Raw genomic sequence first — 21,958 nt, forward strand, 5'->3', positions numbered from 1 at the left:
AATACGAGGGGCACTGGAATGCTTAGAGTTGAAAGCAACCACTCAACCTTGAGGAACTGCAGATGAACGAAGATCAAACCCGGACCGACACCCCAACCTGCGATGCCATGCGTGAAACCGGCAACTGGAATCCCGCCTGGGACTCACTGACCGAGCTGGATGCGCAATGGGTGGAAAAATTCTTCGGCATGGCCACACACCCGATACGCAAAGGGGTATTGGAACCCAAGACCTTCGAATTGATCGCCATCGCCGTCGATGCCTCCTGTACCCACATGTATGCCCCGGGCGTGCGTCGCCACATCCGCAAGGCACTGGAACTGGGCGTCACCATCGAGGAAATCCTCGCGGTGCTGCAGCTGACCTCGATACTGGGCATTCACAGCATGGCGCTCGGCGCACCGATCCTCATCGAGGAAGCCAAAAGACTCGCCGACGAGGGACCGGTACAAGGCACATTCTGAAATCATCACGACTCCTCCAGCTCTGATGCGAAGGCCGGATCGGCCTTCGCTTGTCCGCGCTTTACAATCCCCAGTGCAGCAACAGCAGCACCAGCCCGACCAGAAATACGGTTTCCCCGACCATCAGCAGGATTGGCTTGAGGCCGATCGTGGCGAGTTCCTTGAGCTGCGTCTTCATGCCCAGGGCGCTGATGGAGATCACCAGGCACCAGCGCGACAGTTCGTTGACAAAGCCTTGCACCGCCGGCGCGATCCAGCCGGTGCTGTTGATACAGGCCAGGAGCAGGAAGCCCACGGCGAACATGGGCAGCAGCGGAGGGCACTTGCCAGTGGCGTCCGCGCCCTGTGCACGAACTTGCCATCGCCGGCCAGAAAATTCATCGCGATACCGAGCAGCAGCGCGAACAGCATGACCGGTGCGCCATAGTGCTCGGCGAGGAAGGTCGCCGCGATGGCAACGATCACGCTGACGAAAAAACCCGGCGCAAGGTCGAGTGCGCGGGGGTGAATATTGACGAGAGCGATAGAGCTCATGGAGTTTTGTCCTCGCAGGCGATGCCATGGGGAGGTGAGCAACTGCCAGTGCGGCAGATGATTCACTCTAAGGCGATGGCCGCTGGAGAACTTCTCATTTGATGCCAGCGACCTTTCAATTGATGCCAGATTCGGCCGCTGGATTGCCGGGTCGAGCAGGGCGCCATGGACCCGGCGTAGCGTCGTTCATCCGACCAGGATCGATTCAGGCGAACTGCCCGCGGTGGCGAGTACGCGCAAATCCTTGCGCAATATCTTGCCCACCGTGGACTTGGGCAGTGCCGTCAGGAACCGCACCTGGCGCGGTACCTTGTAGGCCGCAAGGTGTGCGCGGCAGTGCTGGACCAGCGTGGCTTCGTCGAGTGTGGCGTTGGCCGCCTTGACGACGTAAAGGCAGACGGATTCACCACTGCGCTCATCCGGCATGCCGATCACCGCGCATTCGCTGACGCCTGGGCAACTGGCGACAACGACCTCCACTTCGTTGGGGTAGACGTTGAAACCCGAGACAATGATCAAGTCCTTTTTGCGATCGACGATCTTGAGCAAACCATCGGCGGCAAAGATGCCAATGTCTCCGGTGCGAAAGTAACCATCGGCGGTAAACGCCTTGGCATTGGCAGTGGGTTTTTGCCAGTAACCGGACATGATCTGCGGCCCCTTGGCGCAAATTTCCCCGGCCTCGCCGAGGGTGGCGGGTTGATCATCGTCCTTGAGCAGCACGATGTCGGTCGAAGGCAGGGGCAAGCCCACAGCCGCCGAAAACTGGCTGCGTCCCATGACGTTCAGGCACAAGATGGCCGACGTCTCGGAGAGGCCGTAGCCTTCGAGGATTTCCTGCCCGGTGATGGTCTTCCACTGTGTGGAGGTGGCCGGCAGAACCGCCGCGCCGCCGCCAATGGCCAGGCGCAGGCGCGAGAAATCCACTTCACCGATGCGCGGATGGCGGACCAGCGCGCCATACAGCGTATTGACCCCGGTCAACAGCGTCGGCCGGGCGTTGATCAGTGTGTCGACCAGGTCATCGCTGTTACGCGCATCGGGGACCAGCCAGTTCTCGGCGCCGGCCGAAAAACCGATCAGCAGATTGATCGTCAGGGCGAACACGTGGAACAGCGGTAGCGCTGTCACCACCACGTTGGCACCCTCGGTGTCGAACATGTCAGGCAGAAAAGCACGCGCCTGCAGGATGTTGGCGATCAGATTGCGGTGTGACAGCGCCGCACCTTTCGAGGGGCCCGTGGTACCCCCGGTGTACTGCAGAAAGAGCAAGTCGTCGCCCGTCAGCTCGACCGGTGTCAACGCCAGCTGGCCGCCCTCGTGCAGGGCATCGGTGAAACGCGTTATCGGAAAGGCCGGCGAGGAGGGGAGGTCGAACTCGCCGTTCCCCACGGGCCCGTCCAGGGTGTCGCCGGGGTGGACCACGATGACTTTCCTGATGGTGGTGCTGACCAGTATCGATTCCAGCGCAGGGAGGGCACTGGCGATGATGACAATGGTCTGGACCCCGGCGTCATTGAGCTGGTGCAAGAGCTCCTGCGGGGTGTACGTCGGGTTGACATTAACCTGGGCTGCACCGGCCCGCAGGATACCGAACATGGCGACTGGAAACGCCGGGATATTGGGCAGCATGACCGCGATACGATCCCCGCGCTGCACGCCCAGGTGCTGCAGGTAGGCAGCCATTGCGCGTGACTGCTGGTCTACATCGCCATAGCTGAGTGAACGCTTGAAGCAGTGGAATGCGGTGTGGCTGGCATAACGCTGCATGGCCTGTTCGGCCATGGCGACAACGGTAGGACAGGCATCCGGGTTGATATCGGCAGGTACGCGGGCGTCGTAACTCTGTTGCCAATGACGAGGGGGAGTGAAGGGTGTGGTCATGATCAACCTGCTATTGAAGTTATTGGTGGCGGGTGATGGGTTGGGGCAGAGTGATACGAATGCGTTCGTCGACGACCTCTACCGGATAGGCGCGCACGTTCATGCCACCACCGCGCATGCAGCCAGTGGCGAGGTCGAAGCTCAGGCCATGGGCGGGGCATCGCACGAAGCGACCCTCGAGTTTGCCGAACAACAGCGAGGCGCCGCTGTGGGGGCAACTGTCGTCGATGGCGTAAATCTGGCCATCGATGTTGAACACTGCGATATCGATGCCGTCGGATCGCACGCGAGCGCGCTTGCCGATGCCCAGGTCAACGGAACCGGGCACATCCAGGGTATGCGTCATGTTTTGCCTCCAGAGTGTGGCGGGGCTTGGCCGGCGACTGGCGCTTGCGATGGCGCCCGATCAGGAACAGGGTTGCGGGCAGATGCGCTCAAGATCAGTGCGATAGTTGCGAACCCCGACCATCAGCACCAACGCGGCGGCAATCCCCGCCAAGGGCAGCAGTTGCAGGGCCGAGGCCAGGCCAATGCGATCGGCGAGCAAGCCGGTGACGAAGGGGCCCGGGGCCATGCCCAGCAGGTTGTTGGCAATGGCCAGTGTGGCCATGGCGGTGCTGTGCAGGGCCGGCGGCGTCAGGTCGGCGACCATGGTGCCGGAGGGGCCGACGATGCCGCCGCCCACGAACATCGCCAGGCCGATCATCACCAGTTGAGCAATACCCACCGGCAGCGCAAAGGCCAGGGTCAACAGCGCACTGCAGAGCAGGCAATAGCCCATGGTCAAGCGGATCTTGCGGGTTGGCGAACCGTTGCAAAGCCGGTCGGCGATGGCGCCGCACAGTGGCATGCCGACCGCCGTGCAAAGCATGAAGAGGGCGGCGATGGCACCGGCGCTGGTCAGCGGCATGTCGTAGAAGCGATTCAGATAGCTGGGCAACCACGTCAGCAAGGCGGCGATGGCGAACAACTGCAGGCCGCTACCGATATAGATGCTCAGCACCGACGACGTCGAGAACAGGCTGCTGAGTGGAGGATGGGCCTCGGCCGGGCTCGAGCCCGAGCGAGTGCGTGGCGATTCAAGGCGGCCAGGGCGCACGACCAACGCGTACACGACCGTCAGCCCAATGCCATAGATGGCCATGCCCACAAAGGACGCTCGCCAGCCAAAATGGCTCGCGAGCACTCCGCCCAGGCCAATGCCGAGCACGGAACCGACCATGCTCCCGGCCAGGAAGGCCCCAGTGACCGTGGACCGCTGCTGCGGTGGAAAGATGCTCAGTACCACGGCCAGTCCGACGCTGCCATAGGCCGCTTCGCCGACGCCGATGAAGAAGCGCGCGACGAACATTTCCTGATAGTCGGAGGCGAAACCGCACATCAGGGTGGCCAGGCTCCAGATCGCCGCCATCAGAATGAGGCTGCGGATGCGTCCCAGGCGATCGGCGACCACCGACAGCGGAAAGGCAAGCACACCGACGGCAATGGCGACGACGCCGGACAGCGCGCCCAGCTCGGAATCGGAGAGGCCCCATTCGGCCTTGAGCTGCGGAAAAACCACCGTCAGCACCTGCCGCGACATGAAGTCTGACAGCAGCAGGCCGAAGGTGAGGGCGAAGACCACCCAGGCGTAGGGCCTTGCGACGCGTCGCCAGGTGTCAATGCGTACTTCCATTGGTGCATGCAAAGTCACGGAGTCTTTCCTCTTGTTACGGCCGCGTGCAATTCGCAGCTCTTGAAATGACGTGTTGCGGGGTTTGCGGGACGCACGCCGGTCTGGCAAGCGTGCCACCCGCAGGGTGAGCTCAGCCGAATTGGGTAAAGCCTTTCTGACCGGATTGACGGTTCGGCGCAAAGCCGTTCTCGGCCAGCGTCTCGTCGGCGTCCTTGTAGAACGTGCCGATCTTGTAGATCTCGCGGGCTTCTTTGCCATTGGCCACTTCACGACCCATTTCCCGGGAAATGCGCACCAGTTGCTCGATCTGCTCGACGTTGCTCATCTTGCGATCACGGCCCTGGGTCCAAAGGTTGTCCTCGGTGCCGCAACGCACATGCATGCCCATGGCAATCGCCATCACGTTCAGCGGCAAGACATTGAGCATGGCGGTTTCCAGAGTCAGCACGGCACCGTCCGGACAGGCACGCACGAAGTTCGCCAGGTTGTAGAGGTTGGGCGCGTCCGAGCCACCACCAATCGCCACCCAGGTCAGGACCAACGGCACGTTGCAGACGCCACGGCGCATCATGCGCTCGACTGTTTCGAACGAGGGGATGTTGCCGAGCTGGAATTGCGTCTGAATGCCAGCTGCCGAGAGGCGCTTGATGTGCTCTTCAACCCATTCCGGGCCGGCCGGAATGGTCATTTCGCGGTAGGCGCGATAGATCTCTGGTGTGGCAATGCTGGTGCCGGCAAGATCGGCCTCGCACATCTGCTCGACGATGTTCATCTGGTTGCTGTTGATGGCAATCGTCACCTGGTCGGGCTTGGGCGAGAGTTCGGCAAGCATGTGGCGGGTGTCATCGGAGAGCCATTTGGCGACGTCGCTATCACCTTCCGGGGCGAAGGAAATCGAGCCACCGACCTGAATGATCATGTCCGGTACCGCTTCTCGTACGCCGGCGATCAGTTCATTGAACTTGGACAGTCGCTTGGAGCCTTTACCATCGAGCTCACGGACATGCAGGTGAAGCACAGTAGCGCCGGCGTTGTAGCAATCGACAGCCATTTGCACCTGCTCTGCCATAGTGACGGGGATGTCTTCCGGGAAGTCCGAAGGCATCCACTCCGGCGCGTAGGGAGCAACGGTGATGACGAGCTTCTGTTGATTTTCGGGGTGCAGGGATCCGTCGAGAAAGTTCATGCATGACTCCAATCTGTTGTTGTTTTTGTGACGCGGGTTTATGGCTTTCACTCTGGGCCAGCTGACCGCTGCAAACTTCTCATGTCATGCCAAAAAGCTTTCATTTCGTGCCAGGAACCGCGGTGCTGGCAATCGGTGCCATATAATCGATCGCAGGCGGTAAACATCAGGCAGGGGAGATGAGATGGACGCGTTCGTAAGAGCCGCAACGCTCAAGCACTACATCGAGGTGGCGCAGACTCTGGCTTTGAATCCGGGCGAGATGCTGCGTGACGTCGGCTTGCTGCCAACCCTGCTCGACGACCCGGAATCCTTGCTGCCGCTGGATGCGGCGCTCAGGCTGCTGGAGAATTCCGCCGAGCGTTCAGCGTGCCCGACCTTTGGCTTGCGCATGGCACAAGCGCGGCGCATGTCGGATATCGGAGTGGTCAGTTTGCTGCTCAGCCATCAGCGCACGCTAAGGGACATGTTGCTGACCAGTATCGAGTATCGGCACCTGCTCAACCGGACGCTGGCCATGAACCTGGAGACCACGGGCAATATGGTGCTGATCCGCGAGGAGATCATGGCAGAGGCGGGCATGCCCAAGCGTCAAGCCACCGAACTGGCCATTGGTATCCTGCACCGTACGTGCAAGTCGGTCATGGGCAACCAGTGGAATCCGCAGAGTGTTCATTTCAGCCATGAAGCGCCGGCAAGTGCGCATGAACACACGCGATTCTTCCGCTGCCGGGTGGTGTTCGACGCCGAATTCGATGGCATCTTTTGCAGTAAGGAGGACATCGATCAACTCAACCCACAGGCCGACCTGGCGATGGCCGGCTATGCCCGTCAGTTCATGGACTCGATGGCAGGCGCCAACGAACGCTCGGTGATTTTCGACGTGCGCAAGGCGATCTATCTGTTGATGCCGGTTGGACGCGCCACTATCCATCAGGTGGCTTACGCCCAAGCGGTCAGTGTGCGAACCCTGCAACGGGAACTCGACGAAGAAGGCCTGACATTTTCCGCGTTGCTCAACGCGGTACGTCGCGAACTGGCGCTGCGCTACATGGAAAACCGCAACTATTCCCTGCAGCGTGTGGGGATGATGCTCGGTTATACGGTTCCCACCTCATTCACGCGCTGGTTCTGCGCCGAATTCGGCTGTGCACCACGGGAATGGCGCAACCGCAACAAACAGCTCGCCAGCGATTCCTTCACCTGACCGCTCGATGTCCCACTGTAGGAGCCGGCTTGCCGGCGAAGGCGTCCTGACAGCCAACCAATCTCTCGCGACTGTCCCCAATCAACTGTAGGAGCCGGCTTGCCGGCGAAGGCGTCCTGACAGCCAACCAATCTCTCGCGGCTGTCCCCAATCAACTGTAGGAGCCGGCTTGCCGGCGAAGGCGTCCTGACAGCCAGCCAATCTCTCGCGACTGTCCCCAATCAACTGTAGGAGCCGGCTTGCCGGCGAAGGCGTCCTGACAGCCAGCCAATCTCTCGCGGCTGTCCCCAATCAACTGTGGGAGCGGGCTTGCCCGCGAATGCGATGGGCCAGTCACCATCAATGTCGGCTGTGATGGCCTCTTCGCGGGCAAGCCCGCTCCCACAGGTCTTGCGAATGCCGCTCGATGATGGGGCGACCGGCCGGCCTGACCGGTTTTAACGACCGCCTGTCCGGCGTCCCGAAATGTCAAACCCATGCCCCGGCAAGTCAATCCGGTTCACAGCGATTTTCTTAAAGTGAATTCCGGGATCAGCGCTAACCCCACCCGTAGCACGACCCCAATTACACGTCGTTAGCCGCCATGGCTGACCTCAAGCCACAACAAAAACAATAAAGGTGTATCACCCGATGAAGAGTCGCAATCTCCTGTCTGCGCGACGCCAATTGCTCGCCACGGCTATCCTGGCCACGAGCCTGCCGGCTGCCCACGCTTTCGAGCTGGATACCGGTAGCGAGGACTGGTCGGTCCGTTTCGACAACACCGTCAAGTACAACTATGGCGTGCGGACGGAAAGTGCCGACACGCGCATCCTGGGTACGCCCAACAGTAACGACGGTGATTACAACTTCCGCAAATCCGGCACCAACATCACCAACCGTGTCGACCTGCTGACCGAGCTGGATGTGGTCTACCAGAACAAGACCGGTTTTCGTGTCAGCACGGCGAGCTGGTACGACAAGGCATATGAAAATACCGGCTCGAACGCCAACCCGTTCCCCAATGGCAACGACGATTATTCTTCGATCGCCGGGTTTGGCGGTCGTCCAGGCGCGCCGGCCGTGTTTGGCAGCCCGCACCTGAGCAACTATGCCCAGCGCTACTACAACGGGCCGTCCGGTGAAGTGCTCGATGCCTTCGTGTTCTACAACACCCAGGTGGGCGACGATTCCCAGCTCAGTATCAAGGCTGGCCAGCACAACGTGTTCTGGGGCGAGACGGTACTCAGTCCGGTGCATTCGCTGAGCTATGGCCAGGCGTCCCTCGACCTGGCAAAGGCGGCCGCATCGCCCGGTACCGAAGCCAAGGAGCTGTTCGTTCCACGCAACCAGATCTCCACGACCTTTACCCTCAACCCCGAACTGACCTTCGGCGCCCAGTATTTCCTCGATTGGGAAGGCGCGCGCTTGCCTGAGGCCGGGACCTTCTACAGTGGGTCCGACGTGGTGGGCTTCGGCGCTCAGTCATTCCTCCTGGGGCATACCGGCGGTGCGGGACTGGCGGGGCCGAACGGCACGCTGACCACCGTTCGACGCGGGCATGACTACACCCCGGACAACCGCGGGGACTGGGGCCTGATGCTCAAATGGTCGCCCGAGTGGCTGGACGGAACCCTGGGTGCCTACTATCGCAAGACTTCGGACATCCTCCCGCAAGCTGTTCTCGACACCCGAGGCTTGACCAGTGTCGGGGGAGTGGCGGGACTGCGCAACTCGATCGGCACGACCTCCTATGAATTCGCTTATGGCGATGACATCGACATCTACGGCCTGAGCCTGTCCAAGGAAGTGGGCGGCGTCAGCATCGGCAGTGATTTGAACATTCGCCACAACATGCCGCTGGCCAGCATTCCGGCAATCATCAGCGCCGCAGGGCCTGGCGGGTTGCAGGCCGGGCTTGGCTTGCTGCCGGCGCGTAATCCGGGTACCGGCGTGATCACCGATGTGCCACGCGACGGTGACAGCCTGGCCGCCACGGGCGACACACTGCACTGGACCATCAACGGCCTGGTCGCCATTGCCGACACGCCGCTGTTCGATTCAGCGACCCTGTTGGGCGAGCTGTATTACAGCAACCTGTTGAGCCTCGATAGCAAGAACAAGGCGCTCTACAAGGGCGAAGACACCTATCGCGGTGTCGACAAGCCGACCCGCGACAACTGGGGCATCGCCGTCAACTTCACGCCGACCTGGTACCAGGTGTTTCCCGGTGTGGACCTGAGCGCGCCAATGTCGGTCAACGTCGGTATCGACGGTGTTTCGCCTGTGGTAGCGGGCGGTGCGGAAGATGCCGGCAACTATGCGGTCGGAGTGAGCGCGGCCATCTACAACAAGTACTACGTCGACCTCAAATACGTCGACGCCTTCGGCAAAACCACCGACTGCAACGACGGCGCCACCGATGGTGCGCCCCCTAACGCCCTTGATGGCACGCAGCGGTACACCTGCTATGCGGGCGGTCTTGCCTCGGCCTCCGGTTCCGGTGCCACCGAGGACCGGGGCGCGGTTTACCTGACACTGAAAACCACCTTCTGATTCACCCAGCCTCGCGAAAGCAGGAGAACAACAAGATGAAATTCGCCTATACCCTGATGGCCGCTTCTCTGGCCCTGGCCCTTGCCGGGCCTGCCCACGCCGCCGTCGATGCCTCTGAAGCCGCCAAACTGGGGAACCAGTTGACCCAGGTCGGCGCCGAAAAAGCCGGTAATGCCGACGGTTCCATTCCGGCCTATCAAGGTGGCCTGAGCACGCCCCCGGCCGGCTTCAAGGCGGGCGACAAATTGCGCCCGGACCCTTTCGCTGCCGAAAAGCCGCTGCTGGTGATCGACGGCAAGAACGTCGACCAGTACAAGGGCCAACTGACCGCGGTGACCGCCGAGCTGGCCAAACGTTATCCCAGCTTCAAAATCGAGGTGTTCCCGACCCACCGCACCGCCGCGTTGCCTAAAGGCGTGCTGGACAATACGGTAAAAAATGCCACGGCGGCACGCTCCACCGAAGGCGGCAATTCCATCGAAAACGCGCTGCCAGGCATTCCATTCCCGATCCCCAAGACCGGTGCCGAGGCGATCTGGAACCACTTGCTGCGTTATCAGGGCGTCAACCTGCAGACCAAGTACGACAACTGGAATGTCGACTCCGCCGGCGTCGCCAGCCTGGCCACCACCGGTATCGCCCAGATCAACTATGCCGCCTATGACGACCTGGCCAAACCGCTCGCCGCCGCGGACACCTATTACCAGATCAAGCTGGCCTTCACCGGTCCTGCCCGTCGTGCCGGCGAGGCTGTGTTGGTGCGCGATGCGGTCAATCCGCTGGAGCAACCGCGCCGTGGCTGGCAATACCTGCCGGGCCAGCGCCGCGTGAAGCTGGCGCCGAGCCTGGCCTACGACACACCTAACCCGGGCAGCGCGGGCGCCTCGACCTGGGATGATTCCTTTGTGTTCAACGGTGCCCTGGACCGCTTCGACTGGAAGCTGGTCGGCAAGCAGGAAATGATCGTTCCGTACAACACTTACCGTGTGACCTATCAGAACGACCTGAAGCCGATGATGACCCCCAACCACTTGGCGCCCGAGTTCGTGCGCTGGGAAAAACACCGGGTGTGGGTGGTCGAGGCGACCCTCAAGCCAGGCGCCCGGCACATTTACGCCAAGCGCCGCTTCTACCTGGATGAGGACAGCTGGGTCGCCCTGGCATCCGACCAGTACGACGCGAACGGCCAGCTCTACCGCGGCGTCTTCACCTTCCTCAGCCAAAGCTACGACCAGCAAGTGCCGGATGCCTCGCCTTACCTGAGCTATGACCTGGTCGGTGGCACGTACAGCGCCGTCGGCTTTCCAGGCCCCTACGGCGGCATCAAGTACAGCGAGGCGCTGAGCAAGACCCAGTGGTCTCCTGAATCGCTGGCGGGTTCCGGTATCCGCTGACAGCTTCGCCGCTACTGCCGATTGCTGATCGCGCAGTTTTTGCGCCGGGTCGTACCCAGGTACCACCCGGCGCCTTTTTGCCAAGAGGGCGCAACATGGGCTCCTGTAACAAGAAGATCGCGCCACGGGTGCTGGGGATGCTGGGGATGCTGCTGGTATTGCTGCAGGGCGGCGCGCAGGCATCATCCTACGTTGACGTGCTGGACCTGCCGGCGCAGTCCAGTGCACTGGTGCAGCGCAGCCCCTTGCTCGGGGTGACCCAGGCAGGGCAGCGCCTGGTCACAGTGGGCCAGCGTGGCCATATCCTTTATTCAGATGACGCCGGCCTGCGCTGGCAGCAAGCCGACGTGCCGGTCAGCTCTGACCTCACGGCGGTGAGTTTCCCTTCGGCAACCCACGGCTGGGCGGTCGGCAATGACGGCGTGGTGTTGCACAGCAGCGATGCCGGCGTCACCTGGACCCGGCAACTCGATGGCCGCCAGATCGGCGAGCTGATGCTCAAGCACTACAGCGCCCTGGCCAAGGCCGAGCCGCAGGTCGAGCAATGGGCCCTGTTGGCCGCCGACGGCCAGCGGCTGATGGAGGAGGGTGCCGACAAACCGCTGCTCGACGTCTGGTTCGCCAACGACAAGGTCGGCTATGTGGTCGGCGTGTTCAACGTGATCCTGCGCACCGAAGACGGCGGCCAGACCTGGACCCCATTCCAGGATCGTACCGACAACCCGCAAGGTTTCCACCTCAACGCCATCACCTCCACCGGCGATGCGCTGTACATCGCCGGCGAACAAGGCCTGCTGCTCAAATGGGATGACGCCCGCCAGCGTTTCATGGCACTGCAGACGCCTTATGAGGGCAGCTTTTTCGGTGTGGTCGGCCAGCCCGGCGAAGTACTCGCCTATGGCCTGCGCGGTCATGTATATCGCAGCGCCGATGGCGGGCTCAGCTGGACCCGGCTCGACAATGACCTGCAGGTCAGCGTCACCGCTGCCACGCTGGACGTCGACGGCCGCTTCCGGCTGTTCACCCAGGCCGGGCACATGCTCATGAGCCGAGGGGGTAATGCCCCGCTGCAACTGATGCCGCAAGCCCGACAGTCACCGGTGGCCGGTGCCGCATTGGCCGTCAATGGTGCGCTGGTGCTGGTTGGCGGTCTTGGTGTGCGTACGCTGCCCGTCGAATAACGATAAGAACCAGAGTGAGTACCCAGTCATGGGCAATTTGAAGCAAGACACCCTGCCGGTGATCCGCGAACTGCCGGACTTCGACCGGCGCTCCGGCAATCTGCTGGAACGGCTGGTGTTCAACCATCGACCGCTGTTCATGCTGCTCATGGCCCTGGCCACCGTGGTCCTGGGCTACATGGCCATGACCCGTCTGGAACTGCGCCCCAGCTTCGAAAAGATGATTCCGCAGAGCCAGCCCTACATCCAGAATTACCTGGAGAACCGCCAGTCGCTGCGCGGCCTGGGCAACTCGGTGCGGGTGGTGGTGGAAAACACCCGGGGCGACATCTTCGATCCGCACTACCTGACGGTCCTCAAGCAAGTCAATGACGAGCTGTTTCTCATGCAGGGCGTCGACCGCGCCTGGATGAAATCGCTGTGGAGTTCGGCGGTGCGCTGGACCGAAGTTACCGAGCAAGGCTTCCAGGGCGGCCCGGTGATGCCTGACAGTTATCAGGGTTCTGCATCGGACATCGAGCAACTGCGCCAGAACATCAACCGTGCCGGCATCGTCGGCAGCCTGGTGGCCAGCGACTACAAGTCCAGCATGCTGATCGTGCCGCTGTTGGACAAGGCCACGGCCACCGGCCAGGGCATCAACTACCACGCCTTTTCCCGCCAGCTCGAAGAGCGCTTGCGCGACAGGATCGAGTTCGCCAGCGACGCCGTGCACATGGCCGGGGAGGAGGGCAAAGGTCAATACAAGATCCGTGTGATCGGTTTCGCCAAATTGATGGGCGACCTGATCGACGGCCTGATCCAGGTGATGATGTTTTTCGGCCTGGCCGTTGTCACCTCGCTGCTGATCATCTACGCCTACACCCGTTGCGTGCGCAGCACCTTGCTGGTGGTCGGCTGCTCGCTGATCGCGGTGGTCTGGCAGTTGGGCATCGTCGCCTGGCTGGGTTATGCCATCGACCCGTACTCGGTGCTGGTACCGTTCCTGATCTTCGCCATCGGCGTGTCCCACGCGGCGCAGAAGATGAACGGGATCATGCAGGACATCGCCCGTGGCACGCATAAGCTGATCGCCGCGCGCTATACGTTTCGCCGTCTGTTCATCGCTGGCGTCACCGCGTTGCTGGCCGATGCGGTGGGCTTCGCCGTGTTGATGCTGATCGACATTCCGGTGATCCAGGACCTGGCGATCACCGCCAGCATCGGTGTGGCGGTGCTGATTTTTACTTCCTTGCTGCTGATGCCGGTGGCGCTGTCCTATATCGGCGTCGGGCGCAAGGCGGCCGAGCGCGCGCTGAAAATCGACACCCGTGCCGAGCACCACAAAGGCTTCGGCAAACTCTGGGACCTGCTCGATCGCTTCACCACCCGCAAGTGGGCCACCGGCACCGTGCTGGTCGCTGTGTTGCTGGGCATCGGCGGCTTCATGGTCAGCCTGCAGTTGAAGATCGGCGACCTCGACAGCGGGGCGCCGGAGTTGCGGGCCGACTCGCGCTACAACCGCGACAACGCCTACATCACCAGCCACTACGCGCTATCCAGCGATCAGTTCGCGGTGATGATCAAGACCGCGCCGGAAGGCTGCCTGGACTACAAGACCCTGATCCTGGCCGACCGCCTGGCCTGGAAGCTGCAGCAGCACCCGGGGGTGCAGACCACCGTGTCACTGGTCAATGCCGTGCGCCAGATCACCGCCGGCACCTTTGAGGGCAACCCCAAGCTCAACAACATCCAGCGCAATCAAAACGTGCTGAACTACGCCGCGCAACAGGCCTCGGTCAACGCCCCGGAGCTGTTCAACACTGACTGCTCGCTGATGCCGGTGATCGCCTACCTCAAGGATCACAAGGCCGAGACCCTCGACGCCGTGGTGGAGATCGCCGAGCAGTTCGCCAGGGAAAACAGCAGCGAGGATCGCCAGTTCCTGTTGGCCGCCGGCAACGCCGGCATCGAAGCGGCCACCAACATCGTGGTACGCGAGGCCAATCGCACCATGCTGCTCTATGTTTATCTGGCGGTGACGCTGTTCTGCCTGATCACCTTCCGCAGTTGGCGCGCCACGCTGGTGGCGCTGCTGCCGCTGGTGCTGACCTCGATTCTTTGCGAAGCCTTGATGGTGGCCATGGGCATCGGCGTGAAGGTGGCGACCTTGCCCGTGATTGCCCTGGGCGTAGGGATCGGGGTGGACTACGCCTTGTACCTGCTCAGCGTGCAACTGCAGTACCAGCGCCAGGGACTGTCGCTGTCCGAGGCCTATCGCAAGGCCGTGGCCTTCACCGGCCGGGTGGTCGGGCTGGTCGGTATCACCCTGGCCGCCGGCGTAGTGTGCTGGGTCTGGTCGCCAATCAAGTTCCAGGCCGACATGGGCATTCTGCTGACCTTCATGTTCCTGTGGAACATGCTTGGGGCGCTGATCCTGATTCCGGCGCTGTCGTATTTCCTTTTGAACGACGATCGGCGCCGCCAGGAAGCGGGAGTCCAGGGTCAAGTCACCGGCCTCAAGCCTCACTACGATACGGGCACTAACGAATCCTGAATCTGCATTGTCCAATTTTCAAGCGAGCGATTTCATCATGGCTGACTACAAAGCACCCCTGCGCGATATGCGTTTTGTTCTGAATGAAGTGTTCGAGGTTTCCAGGCTTTGGGCGCAACTGCCAGCCCTGGCCAATGTGGTGGACGAAGACACCGCCAGCACCATTCTCGAAGAAGCCGGCAAAGTCATCGCCGGCACCATTGCCCCGCTGAACCGCAGCGGCGATGAGCAAGGCTGCTCCTGGGCCGACGGCGCGGTGCAGACCCCCAAGGGCTTCCCCGAGGCCTACCAGACCTACGCCGCTGGCGGCTGGACCAGCGTCGGTGGCGACGAACGGTTCGGGGGCATGGGTATGCCCAAGGTGATTTGCGCCCAGGTCGAAGAAATGCTCAACTCGGCCAACCTGTCTCTCGGCCTGTATCCGATGCTGACCGCGGGCGCCTGCCTGTCGATCAACGCCCACGCCAGCGAAGAACTGAAGGCTGCGTACCTGCCGAACATGTACGCCGGTGTCTGGGCCGGTTCCATGTGCCTGACCGAGCCACACGCCGGTACTGACCTGGGCATCATCCGCACCAGGGCCGAGCCGCAGGCCGATGGCAGCTACAAGGTCAGCGGCACCAAGATCTTCATCACTGGCGGTGAGCACGACCTCACTGAAAACATCATTCACCTGGTGTTGGCCAGGCTGCCGGATGCTCCGCCAGGACCCAAAGGCATTTCGCTGTTCCTGGTACCGAAATTCCTGGTCGATGCCAACGGTGCGTTGGGCGCGCGCAACAGCCTGTCCTGCGGCTCGATCGAGCACAAGATGGGCATCAAGGCCTCGGCCACCTGCGTGATGAATTTCGACGGCGCCACCGGCTACATCATCGATGCGCCGAACAAGGGCCTGGCGGCGATGTTCACCATGATGAACTATGAACGCCTGGGCGTCGGGATCCAGGGCCTGTCCCTCGGTGAACGCTCCTATCAGAACGCCGTCGAATACGCCCGCGACCGAATCCAGAGCCGGGCGCCAACCGGCCCGGCCGATCCGGACAAGGTCGCCGACCCGATCATCGTGCACCCGGACGTGCGTCGCATGTTGCTGACCATGAAAGCGTTGAACGAAGGCGGCCGCGCGTTCTCCAGCTACGTCGCCCTGCAACTCGATAGCGCAAAATTCAGCGAAGACGCCGCCACCCGCCAACGCGCGCAAGCACTGGTGGTCCTGCTGACGCCGGTGGCCAAGGCGTTCCTCACCGACATGGGGCTGGAAACCACGGTGCATGGACAGCAGATCTTCGGCGGTCATGGTTTTATCCGTGAATGGGGCCAGGAACAGCTGATCCGCGACTGCCGCATTACCCAGATCTACGAAGGCACCAATGGCATCCAGGCACTCGACCTGCTGGGTCGTAAAGTACTCGGCAGTGGCGGGGCGTACTACCACCTGTTCGCTGACGAAATTCGGCAATTCACCGCTTCGGTCGGCGCTGACCTGATGGAGTTCACCCAACCGCTGAACGACGCTGTGCAGACCCTCGACGAACTGACCGCATGGCTACTGGATCGGGCGGCATCCAACCCGAATGAAATCGGTGCGGCGTCAGTCGAGTACCTGCACGTATTGGGCTACACCGCTTACGCCTACATGTGGGCGCTGATGGCGCGTACCGCGTTGCAAAAGCAGGACCAGGATGTTTTTTACCGGACCAAACTGGGAACTGCGCGCTTCTTCTTCGCTCGCCTGTTGCCTCGGGTCCACTCCCTGGCCGCTGCGGTCAGGGCCGGTAGCGAGAGCCTGTTCCTGCTCGATGCCGATCAATTCTGACGTGACGAACGCATCAACCCCATTTCAAGGACCCCCCCATGAACGTTTTAATCGTGCATGCCCATCCCGAACCGAAATCCTTTACCGCGGCGCTGCGCGACCAGGCGGTCGAGACCTTGCAGGCGCAAGGGCATCAAGTCCGGGTATCCGACCTCTACGCGATGAACTGGAACCCGGTGGCCAGTGCAGAGGACTTCTGCGTCAGGGAGAATCCCGAATACCTGGTCTACGCCCTCGAGCAACGACGCAACAGCAAGGAGCAGACCCTCGCCGCCGATATCCAGCAGGAGCTGGACAAACTGTTGTGGGCGGACCTGCTGATCCTCAATTTCCCGATCTACTGGTTCTCCACGCCGGCGATTCTCAAGGGCTGGATTGACCGGGTGCTGGTATCCGGCATCTGCTACGGCGGCAAGCGCTTCTATGATCAAGGCGGCCTGAGCGGCAAGAAAGCCCTGGTGACGGTGACCTTGGGCGGGCGTGAACACATGTTCGGCGAGGAAGCCATCCATGGTCCCCTGGAAGACATGTTGCGCCCGCTGTTGCGCGGGACGCTGGCCTATGTCGGGCTGGAGGTGCTGCCGCCTTTTGTCGGCTGGCACGTGCCGTACATCAGCGCTGAAGACCGACAGGCATTTTTGCTCAGCTATCGCCAGCGCCTGGAAAATATCGAAGCGGATGAGCCCATCCAATACCCACGCTTGAGTCAGTTCGATGATCGGCTGTATCCGCTCCAACCCATTACCTTGTGATGCCTGGACTGCAGATTCGCCTAGGCGCTGGCATCGGCTTCATGCCCATCGGCGAAGGCCATGAGCACGTCCAGATCAAGCACATCCAGCTTGATCCGCGATATAAACGCCGAGAACGCCAGGTTGGCGGCGAGCAGGCGCAGGTCGCAGGCCCAGGGCGGCACATGGACCGGTGCCTGGAGCCAGCCGGACTCGAACAGCGGGGCCAGGCGTACGGTGTCCCCCAGGCTCAGGCGCCCGGCGAACAGATAGCCGACCAGCTCCGGCCGGTTGTCACGGATGGCGATGCGCAGCAAGGTGTGCACGCCGAGCAGACCGGTCAGGTAGGCCGCGTCCTTGGTGAACGCCGAACCGCCGCGCAGGTCGGCGCCGCGAAATACCCGCTGGGTCGAACGGAAGGACTCTTCCTGGGTCTGGCCGGCAGCGAGAAAACCTTCGAAGACCTGGATGAAATCGGCACCATCGAGCGCCTGTTGCACCGCGAGCACGCGCAAGGCCAGGCGACGCAGGCGGTTGATGTCCATGCTGCCGGTGAACAGCTCGGCCAGGGTGGCGATGCCTTCCTGGGTCTGGGTGGTACGCGGCGCGCCCAGGCCAAGGCTCTTGAGGTTCGATTGCAGCGCGCCGTTCTGCGCCGTGGCCACATGCACGAACGCCTCGTGCTGCAACAGTTGGTTCTTGTCCAGTTCGGAAAACAGCGCGCTGGCCCGCAGGCGAATGCGGCTTGCGCCGGCGATGGCCTTGGCCGCCAAGGTCGGATCGAGCAGCACGGTGATCCGGCCGGGGCCGAAGAAGCGGTCCAGTTCCGGCTGCATCCAGGCCGCGAAGGCTTCGGCCGGAATCTCCGCCGGGCTCGGCGGGATCCGCGCACCGCCAATAAGGGCGTCGGTGGTGTTGAGGAAGAAGTTCGCCGCGTCCAGCATGCTCAGGTTCAGATTCGGGTAGGAGAAGTCCGGGCGCCGGTACAGCGCCGACGAATACTGAGTGAAGGCGGGCGTGCCAATGGCACCGAGCATGTGCCCGGCCGTGGCATAACTGCGCGCAGTCATGGCCAGGTGGCGCCCGGCCGGATGGCCCACATCGCAGCGGTCGATAAAGCCTTCGAGCGCGTCAATGTCGGCGCGGTGATCACGGGGGAGCAATTCGACCCGGGGTAATTCGGGATGCCCGGCGCGCCAACTCGCCAGGAACGCTTCCTCGACCCCATCCGGCCAGGACAGGGCGTCCAGCACGCGAATCTTGCGCACAAGGCCAGGCAGGGCGGCATCGAGTTCGGACAGGGGCAGGCTGCTCACGAAGACCTCCTCAGGAAAAGAAGCTCAATCGTAGAAGCTTAGCCGGTGTCGAGACGTCACGGGGCAGGGCTGAAACCAACTACGGTCTTCAGCCCAAATCTTGCGCCTGATGCCGCTCAGGCACCTGCGTCGCCTCATCCCCCCACGTCCGATTGACCCGCTGACCACGAATGACCGCCGGCCGCTTGGCGATTTCTTCCGCCCAGCGCTGCACGTGGGTGTATTGGTGGGCCGATAGAAACTCGGCCGCCGAGTACACGTTGTCGCGCACCAACTGGCCGTACCAGGGCCAGACCGCGATGTCGGCGATGGTGTAGTGGTCACCGGCCAGGTAGGGACTCTCGGCAAGACGACGGTCGAGGACATCCAGCTGACGTTTGGTCTCCATGGTGAAGCGGTTGATCGGGTATTCGAATTTCTCCGGCGCGTAGGCGTAGAAATGCCCGAAGCCGCCGCCCAGGTAGGGGGCCGAACCCATTTGCCAGAACAGCCAGTTAAGGGTTTCGGTGCGTCCAGCGAGGTCGGTGGGCAGGAAGGCGCCGAATTTTTCCGCGAGGAAAAGCAGGATCGAACCGGATTCGAACACGCGGATCGGCGGCTCGGCGCTGCGGTCCAGCAGTGCCGGGATCTTCGAGTTCGGGTTGATATCGACGAAGCCGCTGGAAAACTGATCGCCCTCGCCGATGCGGATCAGCCAGGCGTCGTACTCGGCACCGACATGCCCAAGCGCCAACAGCTCCTCGAGCATGATGGTCACCTTCACGCCATTGGGCGTGGCCAGCGAATACAGCTGCAACGGATGCTTGCCGGTCGGCAGCGTCTTGTCATGGGTCGGGCCGGCAACCGGGCGGTTGATGCTGGCGAACTGACCGCCAGACGGCGCGTTGTGTTTCCAGACCTTGGGCGGAACATAAGACGCTTTGCTCACGAGATGGACCCCATTGTTTGTAGTGATGACATTGACCGCTTGCGATCGCGTTGGGGTAAAACAGTATGTCGCGCAAGCAATACGAGCAACTGCTGTCGATTTCGCAGAGTCCCGTTCGACTATGGGTCAGGGAATGCATTGGGGTCGATGTTCCCTGAACGAGGACTAATCAGGAGAAAAACATGCGCAAACTCATCGTTGCCGCTTTCATCAGCCTCGACGGCGTTATTCAAGCACCCGGCGGGCCGGATGAAGACACCAGCGGCGAATTTCGTTTCGGTGGCTGGATAGTGCCTTATTCGGACGAGAGCTCTGGCCAGGCTATTAAGGACCTGTTCTCACAGCCATTCGAGTTGCTGCTGGGACGTCGCACCTACGACATCTTCGCGGCCTACTGGCCACGGATAAACGGCGGGGCACACAACTACATCGCTGACCTGTTCAACACGGTGCCCAAGCACGTGGCCACCCATCGCCCCGATACGCTGGATTGGCACAACAGTCATGCACTGCAGGGCAACCCCGTCGACGCCATACGCGCGCTCAAGCAACAGGACGGCGCCCACCTGTTGACCCAGGGCAGCGCCGAGCTGGTGCGCCAATTGCTGGCCGCCGGATTGGTGGACGAGCTTAGGCTGATGACTTTCCCCGTCGTCCTCGGGCACGGCAAGCGCCTGTTCGACGACAAGGCGCAAGCCTCGGCGTTCGCGCTGGAGCATTCGACCTGCTCGCCCGGGGGTGTGTTGATCGGCCGTTACGTGCGCAGTGGCGAGGTGCGCACGGGAACGTTCTGATCCCGTACCTGGGCGCAAAGACACTCCAGGAAGCTTTTGCAAACCGTTGACAGGTAGGGAGCCGGCTCGCTGCTGTGGGGTAGGGCTCGAAGTACCACCGGACTGCGCGCAGCCTTTGGTGGCCCGCGCAGGTTCACGCGACAAGGAAGAACTGATGCTGCCGGGCGGTCATGTCAGCCTGGTGGCGGGGCCGGCCGCAGTCAAGCGGATGTGGCCCAAGCTTGATCAATGGTTGGGCGGGCGATCCGTTTGATCTTGTAAATACTCTGTTCCCGGTCAAGCTTTCAGCAGGTGTATTCGCGGCTGTACCCGATCCACTGTGGGAGCCAGCCTGCTGGCGATGGTATTCCAGGCGCCAAGTGACCTTTATCGCCAGCAGGCTGGCTCCCACAGGGTTCGGCGGCGGTCGACAGAGGGGGACGATTCACCGCGAACCTAGCGAATACCGGTCCCCGCCATGGACTCCGGCACCCACTGCGCCGTCGACAGCGGCTCGATGTAGCGGATGCCGCCATGGGGACCGACCATGCCATTGATGTTGTAGGTGCCACGCGACAGGTCGTACGTCATGAAAGGGGTGGCATCCGGGACTTGCTGGTCATAGCTCTGGCTGAAGAAAGCGAAGGAACCGCGATACAGCTGGCCACGGGTGTCGTACTGATCGGACGCCACCGCGGCCCAGGTATCTTCATCGAGGTAAAAACGGCGCTTCTGGTAGATGTGCCTGGCACCGGGCTTGAGGTTGCCCTCCACGACGTAGACCCGGTGTTTTTCCCAGCGCACGAAATCCGGGGAGATGAAATCGGGGGTGGTCAGCGATTTGGCGTCGCGAGCGTAGGTGAGCTTGTAGGTGTTGTAGGGCACGATCATTTCGCGCTTGCCGACCAGCGTCCAGTCGTACAGCTCCAGTGCTCGGGCGGTGCCGGGGTTGGGGGTGTCGTAGGCCAGGATCGAAATCTGTTTGACCCGACGCTGTGCCGGCATGTACTGCCAGGCGCGGCCAGGAAATTCCGTGGGATTGGTCGCGTTCTTGAGCATGATCGATTCACCGGCGCGGCGTGCAGGCCCGGTATAGGACAGTTTCAACTGATAATAAATGTCCGAGCTGTTGAACGGCTTCGACATGTTCTCGTAGATCGGAAACGAGACGAATGCCTCACCGGTGACCGCCAGGCTCGGTACGCCTGCCGTGTCGACGCTCCAGGAGTCGTACTTGGAATGGATGTTGACACCCTGGTAGCGCAGCAGGAAGTTCCACATCGCCTCGGCGCCCGATTTCGGGATCGGGAACGGTACCCCGGGCATCACATTGTCGATGGCGGTCCCGCCGTTGAGGGTCCTGGCGTTGGTGGCATTGGTGCGGCTATTGTCCAGGACCGCCTGGGGCAGCGATGCCGTGCGGTGGGTCGGGTACACGTCGACGCGAAAACCAGGGTAGCGCCGGGCCAACTCCAGGGTGGTGGCGGTCAGCATGCCCTTGTAGGCGTCAACGTTCTTGCCGTTGATCACCAGCAGCGGTTTTTCATGGGCAAAGGGGTCAGGGCGCATGCTGTCGCCGGCCTTGAAACTGGCGGGGGCTGTGGTCAGGCCACCGCTGTAGGGCGGAATGGAGCCATCGGCATTGCCGGCCTTTTCGGCACCCACCGACGTCAGGCTGGTGCCCAGACGGGCGGCTTCCTGACTCGATACATAGGCATGAGCATCGATGGCCAGCGCCATGAGGGGGATGGCGGCCAGCAGGCTTTTCACGGATTTCATATTGTTATTCTCCTGCCTG

The 21,958-nt window shown here is 62.0% G+C and carries 16 protein-coding genes and 1 pseudogene; 9 read left to right on the plus strand and 8 right to left on the minus strand.

All coding sequences use genetic code 11. The features are described 5' to 3' along the window. Positions 1-62: 62 nt before the first annotated feature. Positions 63-464, plus strand: a complete 402-nt coding sequence (locus tag ACM6I6_RS15585; RefSeq protein ID WP_274075326.1) for a carboxymuconolactone decarboxylase family protein — start codon at positions 63-65, stop codon at positions 462-464. A gap of 61 nt (positions 465-525) precedes the next feature. On the opposite strand, the pseudogene ACM6I6_RS15590 reads toward ACM6I6_RS15585, so the two are convergent. From ACM6I6_RS15590 to ACM6I6_RS15610, 5 genes and pseudogenes are all read right to left on the minus strand, one after another. Next, a pseudogene (locus ACM6I6_RS15590) lies at positions 526-998 on the minus strand (putative sulfate exporter family transporter). A gap of 186 nt (positions 999-1,184) precedes the next feature. Next, the gene (locus ACM6I6_RS15595; RefSeq protein WP_274075325.1) at positions 1,185-2,882 is read right to left on the minus strand and encodes an AMP-binding protein; all 1,698 of its coding nucleotides are present in this window, start codon (positions 2,880-2,882) and stop codon (positions 1,185-1,187) included. Positions 2,883-2,901: 19 nt separating this feature from the next. Beyond that, on the minus strand, positions 2,902-3,228 hold the full coding sequence (locus ACM6I6_RS15600) for a Rieske (2Fe-2S) protein (protein ID WP_274075324.1): 327 nt from the start codon (positions 3,226-3,228) through the stop codon (positions 2,902-2,904). Positions 3,229-3,288: 60 nt separating this feature from the next. After that, the gene (locus tag ACM6I6_RS15605; RefSeq protein WP_414920252.1) at positions 3,289-4,557 is read right to left on the minus strand and encodes an MFS transporter; all 1,269 of its coding nucleotides are present in this window, start codon (positions 4,555-4,557) and stop codon (positions 3,289-3,291) included. Between the two features lie 130 nt (positions 4,558-4,687). Then, positions 4,688-5,743, minus strand: a complete 1,056-nt coding sequence (locus ACM6I6_RS15610) for a 3-keto-5-aminohexanoate cleavage protein (RefSeq protein WP_274075323.1) — start codon at positions 5,741-5,743, stop codon at positions 4,688-4,690. Between the two features lie 184 nt (positions 5,744-5,927). Between ACM6I6_RS15610 and ACM6I6_RS15615 the strand changes: the two genes are divergently transcribed. The 7 genes from ACM6I6_RS15615 (at position 5,928) to ACM6I6_RS15645 (ending at position 17,164) form a co-directional block, all read left to right on the plus strand. Next, complete coding sequence (locus ACM6I6_RS15615) at positions 5,928-6,950, plus strand: AraC family transcriptional regulator (RefSeq protein WP_274075322.1); 1,023 nt, start codon at positions 5,928-5,930, stop codon at positions 6,948-6,950. Positions 6,951-7,580: 630 nt separating this feature from the next. Next, positions 7,581-9,485 (plus strand): DUF1302 domain-containing protein, encoded by a 1,905-nt coding sequence (locus ACM6I6_RS15620; RefSeq protein WP_414920179.1) that lies wholly within the window; start codon positions 7,581-7,583, stop codon positions 9,483-9,485. A 35-nt stretch (positions 9,486-9,520) separates the two neighbouring features. Further along, positions 9,521-10,879: a DUF1329 domain-containing protein gene (locus ACM6I6_RS15625; RefSeq protein WP_274075320.1), complete on the plus strand. Its 1,359-nt coding sequence runs from the start codon at positions 9,521-9,523 to the stop codon at positions 10,877-10,879. Positions 10,880-10,974: 95 nt separating this feature from the next. After that, complete coding sequence (locus ACM6I6_RS15630; RefSeq protein WP_414920180.1) at positions 10,975-12,060, plus strand: WD40/YVTN/BNR-like repeat-containing protein; 1,086 nt, start codon at positions 10,975-10,977, stop codon at positions 12,058-12,060. Positions 12,061-12,088: 28 nt separating this feature from the next. Beyond that, positions 12,089-14,596: an efflux RND transporter permease subunit gene (locus ACM6I6_RS15635; protein ID WP_414920181.1), complete on the plus strand. Its 2,508-nt coding sequence runs from the start codon at positions 12,089-12,091 to the stop codon at positions 14,594-14,596. A gap of 37 nt (positions 14,597-14,633) precedes the next feature. Further along, positions 14,634-16,412, plus strand: a complete 1,779-nt coding sequence (locus tag ACM6I6_RS15640; protein WP_414920182.1) for an acyl-CoA dehydrogenase C-terminal domain-containing protein — start codon at positions 14,634-14,636, stop codon at positions 16,410-16,412. A 38-nt stretch (positions 16,413-16,450) separates the two neighbouring features. Beyond that, on the plus strand, positions 16,451-17,164 hold the full coding sequence (locus ACM6I6_RS15645; protein ID WP_274075317.1) for an NAD(P)H-dependent oxidoreductase: 714 nt from the start codon (positions 16,451-16,453) through the stop codon (positions 17,162-17,164). A gap of 20 nt (positions 17,165-17,184) precedes the next feature. Here the strand turns inward: ACM6I6_RS15645 and ACM6I6_RS15650 are convergent, their stop codons facing one another. After that, positions 17,185-18,459, minus strand: coding sequence for a flavohemoglobin expression-modulating QEGLA motif protein (locus ACM6I6_RS15650; protein ID WP_414920183.1), 1,275 nt, complete (start codon positions 18,457-18,459; stop codon positions 17,185-17,187). A gap of 88 nt (positions 18,460-18,547) precedes the next feature. Next, positions 18,548-19,387, minus strand: a complete 840-nt coding sequence (gene yghU, locus ACM6I6_RS15655) for a glutathione-dependent disulfide-bond oxidoreductase (RefSeq protein WP_323625940.1) — start codon at positions 19,385-19,387, stop codon at positions 18,548-18,550. Between the two features lie 182 nt (positions 19,388-19,569). Here yghU and ACM6I6_RS15660 point away from each other — a divergent pair, with 182 nt between their 5' ends. Next, positions 19,570-20,181 carry a dihydrofolate reductase family protein gene (locus ACM6I6_RS15660; protein ID WP_414920184.1) on the plus strand — a complete coding sequence of 204 codons (612 nt, stop codon included), beginning with the start codon at positions 19,570-19,572 and terminating at the stop codon, positions 20,179-20,181. A gap of 435 nt (positions 20,182-20,616) precedes the next feature. Here ACM6I6_RS15660 and ACM6I6_RS15665 read toward each other — a convergent pair whose 3' ends face one another. Beyond that, complete coding sequence (locus ACM6I6_RS15665) at positions 20,617-21,939, minus strand: DUF1329 domain-containing protein (RefSeq protein WP_414920185.1); 1,323 nt, start codon at positions 21,937-21,939, stop codon at positions 20,617-20,619. Positions 21,940-21,958 lie beyond the last annotated feature (19 nt).

The sequence above is a fragment of the Pseudomonas sp. IT-P218 genome, from assembly GCF_949767605.1.
Classification (GTDB): domain Bacteria; phylum Pseudomonadota; class Gammaproteobacteria; order Pseudomonadales; family Pseudomonadaceae; genus Aquipseudomonas; species Aquipseudomonas putida_AE.

What these genes read in the sequence shown, in the direction of transcription:
- ACM6I6_RS15665 (WP_414920185.1), bottom strand. Translation starts at nt 21,939, where the DNA reads ATGAAATCCGTGAAAAGCCTGCTGGCCGCCATCCCCCTCATGGCGCTG.
- ACM6I6_RS15610 (WP_274075323.1), bottom strand. Translation starts at nt 5,743, where the DNA reads ATGAACTTTCTCGACGGATCCCTGCACCCCGAAAATCAACAGAAGCTC.
- ACM6I6_RS15605 (WP_414920252.1), bottom strand. Translation starts at nt 4,557, where the DNA reads ATGGAAGTACGCATTGACACCTGGCGACGCGTCGCAAGGCCCTACGCC.
- ACM6I6_RS15645 (WP_274075317.1), top strand. Translation starts at nt 16,451, where the DNA reads ATGAACGTTTTAATCGTGCATGCCCATCCCGAACCGAAATCCTTTACC.
- ACM6I6_RS15620 (WP_414920179.1), top strand. Translation starts at nt 7,581, where the DNA reads ATGAAGAGTCGCAATCTCCTGTCTGCGCGACGCCAATTGCTCGCCACG.
- ACM6I6_RS15660 (WP_414920184.1), top strand. Translation starts at nt 19,570, where the DNA reads ATGCGCAAACTCATCGTTGCCGCTTTCATCAGCCTCGACGGCGTTATT.
- ACM6I6_RS15585 (WP_274075326.1), top strand. Translation starts at nt 63, where the DNA reads ATGAACGAAGATCAAACCCGGACCGACACCCCAACCTGCGATGCCATG.
- ACM6I6_RS15625 (WP_274075320.1), top strand. Translation starts at nt 9,521, where the DNA reads ATGAAATTCGCCTATACCCTGATGGCCGCTTCTCTGGCCCTGGCCCTT.
- ACM6I6_RS15595 (WP_274075325.1), bottom strand. Translation starts at nt 2,882, where the DNA reads ATGACCACACCCTTCACTCCCCCTCGTCATTGGCAACAGAGTTACGAC.
- ACM6I6_RS15600 (WP_274075324.1), bottom strand. Translation starts at nt 3,228, where the DNA reads ATGACGCATACCCTGGATGTGCCCGGTTCCGTTGACCTGGGCATCGGC.
- ACM6I6_RS15630 (WP_414920180.1), top strand. Translation starts at nt 10,975, where the DNA reads ATGGGCTCCTGTAACAAGAAGATCGCGCCACGGGTGCTGGGGATGCTG.
- ACM6I6_RS15640 (WP_414920182.1), top strand. Translation starts at nt 14,634, where the DNA reads ATGGCTGACTACAAAGCACCCCTGCGCGATATGCGTTTTGTTCTGAAT.
- ACM6I6_RS15635 (WP_414920181.1), top strand. Translation starts at nt 12,089, where the DNA reads ATGGGCAATTTGAAGCAAGACACCCTGCCGGTGATCCGCGAACTGCCG.
- ACM6I6_RS15615 (WP_274075322.1), top strand. Translation starts at nt 5,928, where the DNA reads ATGGACGCGTTCGTAAGAGCCGCAACGCTCAAGCACTACATCGAGGTG.